Origin of the sequence: Paraburkholderia madseniana, assembly GCF_009690905.1 — a bacterium.
Lineage (GTDB): Bacteria > Pseudomonadota > Gammaproteobacteria > Burkholderiales > Burkholderiaceae > Paraburkholderia > Paraburkholderia madseniana.
The window spans coordinates 1-254 of sequence record NZ_VOSW01000349.1 but is presented as its reverse complement, the minus strand read 5'-3'; the positions used below and the strand labels follow the sequence as shown (position 1 = coordinate 254).

General features: G+C 61.4%; 1 protein-coding gene. It reads left to right on the top strand.

Annotation, left to right across the window (positions count from 1 at the left end; translation table 11 throughout):
* Positions 1–254, top strand: a 254-nt coding sequence (locus FSO04_RS46120) for a transposase (protein ID WP_154568048.1), incomplete at both ends; no start/stop codon positions are given.

Sequence of the window (254 nt, the reverse complement as noted above, 5' to 3'; positions counted from 1 at the left end):
ACCGTGCGCCTGATCCGGGACGTCACGCCCAGCGGCCGCGTGCGTGTGCTGATGACCTCGCTGCTGGAGCGCGAACGTTATCCGGCCAGCGCTTTCGGCGCGCTCTATCATCAACGCTGGCGTATTGAGGAAGCGTTCAAACGTCTGAAGCACCGACTGCGGCTTGAGGCTGTCACCGGCCTGGATTACCTGGCGCTGCAGCAGGACTTCGGTGCGAAAACCGTCGCTGATAACCTGTGTACGCTACTCAATGA